Genomic DNA, 2,519 nt, shown 5'->3' on the forward strand with positions numbered 1-2,519 from the left:
GACCGGCTTCTTCGCCGCGATGGCGGCGCGGGTCGCGACGCGTCGGCCGCCGCCGGGCGACGCGCTGGCGCCGGAAAAGCGGCTGTTCGCCTATTCGATCGCCTTCCTCTTCCTCCTGTTCGGCGCGCTGGTCGTCGACCGCTGGGTCCTGCCATGATCCCCGATTACGAAGACCTGGTCCGCCGCCGCCAGCGGGGCCGCGCCATCGTCATGGCGCTGCTGCTCGGCGGCTTCGTGCTGCTCGTCTTCTTCATCACGATCGCGCATTTGAAGGGCGGCCACGGATGACCGCGCCCGCGCGGCTGGCGCGCCCATCGCGGACGACCCGGACGGCGCTGCTGGCCGTGCTCGGCATCTGCTTCATGACCGGGCTCGCCTGGGCGAGCGTGCCGCTCTACCGGCTGTTCTGCGCCGCGACCGGGCTGAACGGCACCACGGGCCGCGCGTTGCGCGCGCCCGGCGGCATCGACCAGCACATGGTGGTCGCGTTCGACACCAACGTCGCCCCCAATTTGCCCTGGCGCTTCCGGCCGGAGGCGCGCACCGACACGGTGGACATCGGCGGGCGCGACATGGCGTTCTTCGACGCGACCAACACCGGCCCCCGCCCGGTCACCGGCACCGCCACCTTCAACGTCCAGCCGGCGCAGGCGGGCAAATATTTCAAGAAGATCCAGTGCTTCTGCTTCACCCAGCAGACGCTGGCGCCCGGCGAGACGCAGCGCATGCCCGTGATCTTCTACGTCGATCCCGCCATCCTCCAGGACCCCGACGCGCGCGACATCCAGACGATCACGCTGAGCTACACCTTCTGGCCGGCCGACGCGGCGCCGACCGGGCGGGTGGCGCATGATGGGTAGGGAAGAGGGGCAACTCACCTAGTGCCTAGTGCCTATTGCCTCCTGCCTATTGCCTCGACCCCACACCGCGCTAGAGCATTGACCCGAAACGCCTGAACGGGAACGACCATCATGGCCGGCGCCAAGAACCACGATTATCACATCCTGCCGCCGGACATCTGGCCGATCACCGGCGCGTTCTCGGCGCTGCTGATGGCGGTGGGGGCCATCACGTGGATGCATGGCGGCCATGTCGGCAAGCCCAACGGCGGCGGCTGGCTGTTCATCGCCGGGGTCGTGGCGGTGCTGACCGTCATGTATTCCTGGTGGTCCAACGTCATCAGGGAAGCGCATGCCGGCGATCATACTCCGGTCGTCCAGCTCCACCTGCGCTACGGGATGATCCTGTTCATCGCGTCGGAGGTGATGTTCTTCGTCGGCTGGTTCTGGGCATTCTTCGACTTTTCGCTGTTCCCCACCGCGATGAGCGTGGTCGACGGGCAGGTCCAGCGCGCCGCCGAAGGTGCCGCCGCGCTTGCCGCGCAATGGCCGCCCAAGGGGCTGACGGTCATCAATCCCTTCGCGCTGCCGCTGCTCAACACGCTGATCCTGCTCTGCTCGGGCACCACCGTCACCTGGGCGCACCACGCGCTGATCCATGGCCAGCGCGGCGGCGTGAAGAAGGGCCTGTGGGGCCTGATCGGCGTCGGCGACCTCGACGGCGTGCTCAAGGGCCTGTGGGCGACCGTGCTGCTCGGCGCGCTGTTCTCCAGCATCCAGGCGTACGAATACGCGCACGCGCCGTTCGCCTTCAAGGGCATCAACTACGGCGCCGCCTTCTTCATGGCGACGGGCTTTCACGGTTTCCACGTGCTGATCGGCACCATCTTCCTCGCCGTCTGCCTGTTCCGCGCCTATCGCGGCGACTTCACGCCGCGCCAGCATTTCGGCTTCGAGGCGGCGGCCTGGTATTGGCATTTCGTTGACGTCGTCTGGCTGTTCCTGTTCGTCACCGTCTATGTCTGGGGCGGCTGGGGCGCGCCGGTCGAGGGCGGCTGAGCCTGGCCGAGCCCTCGATCGTCCAGGCGGGCCTGCGCGGCCTGTGCCCGCGCTGCGGCGCGGCGACGCTGTACGGGCGTCACTGGATCAAGTTCGAGCCGAGCTGCCGCGCCTGCGGGCTCGACATCGCCGCGTTCAACGTCGGCGACGGGCCGGCGGCGTTCCTGACGCTGATCCTGGGCACGGTCGTGATGGCGATGGCGATCGTGCTGGAGCTGACGGTGCATCCGCCGCTCTGGGTCCATCTGCTGATCTGGCTGCCCGTCACCTTCGCCGGCGTGATCGGGTCGCTGCGCCTCGCCAAGGCGGCGCTGCTCGCGGCCGAGTATCGCAACCGCGCGGCGGAGGCGGGGCGCGACCGGTGAGGCGCGTGCCCGTCCTGCCGACGCTGGTGGTCGGCCTCGCGGTCGCCGCGATGATCGCGCTGGGGCTGTGGCAACTGCTGATCCGCCTGCCCGAGAAGGAAGCGCAGCTCGCCCAGCTCGCCGCCAACCCGACGCGGCCGCCGATCGCCTTTCCCGTCGCGCCCGACGATCGGCTGCTGTTCCGACGCAGCGCCGCCACTTGTCGCCCGCCGGTCACCGTGACGCTCGCCGGCGCGGGCGCGGCCGGCTTCCGCGC

General features: G+C 69.5%; 5 protein-coding genes and 1 pseudogene. All 6 read left to right on the forward strand.

From position 1 onward, the window contains the following. A pseudogene (locus tag HUU95_RS14660) lies at window positions 1-157 on the forward strand (heme o synthase); the annotation flags it as partial. Then, on the forward strand, window positions 154-288 hold the full coding sequence (locus HUU95_RS14735; RefSeq protein WP_302480137.1) for a hypothetical protein: 135 nt from the start codon (window positions 154-156) through the stop codon (window positions 286-288). The pseudogene HUU95_RS14660 and the gene HUU95_RS14735, both read left to right, overlap by 4 nt. Next, window positions 285-860, forward strand: coding sequence for a cytochrome c oxidase assembly protein (locus HUU95_RS14210; protein ID WP_174280692.1), 576 nt, complete (start codon window positions 285-287; stop codon window positions 858-860). Before HUU95_RS14735 ends, HUU95_RS14210 begins: the two co-directional genes overlap by 4 nt. 111 nt (window positions 861-971) lie before the next feature. Further along, window positions 972-1,898: a cytochrome c oxidase subunit 3 gene (locus HUU95_RS14215; protein ID WP_174280693.1), complete on the forward strand. Its 927-nt coding sequence runs from the start codon at window positions 972-974 to the stop codon at window positions 1,896-1,898. Then, window positions 1,895-2,263: a DUF983 domain-containing protein gene (locus HUU95_RS14220; protein ID WP_438827220.1), complete on the forward strand. Its 369-nt coding sequence runs from the start codon at window positions 1,895-1,897 to the stop codon at window positions 2,261-2,263. Before HUU95_RS14215 ends, HUU95_RS14220 begins: the two co-directional genes overlap by 4 nt. Then, window positions 2,260-2,519: SURF1 family protein (locus tag HUU95_RS14225; RefSeq protein ID WP_217429849.1), on the forward strand; the 260-nt coding region annotated here is incomplete at its 3' end. The genes HUU95_RS14220 and HUU95_RS14225, both read left to right, overlap by 4 nt.

Source organism: Sphingomonas bacterium (assembly GCF_903643065.1).
GTDB lineage: Bacteria > Pseudomonadota > Alphaproteobacteria > Sphingomonadales > Sphingomonadaceae > Sphingomonas.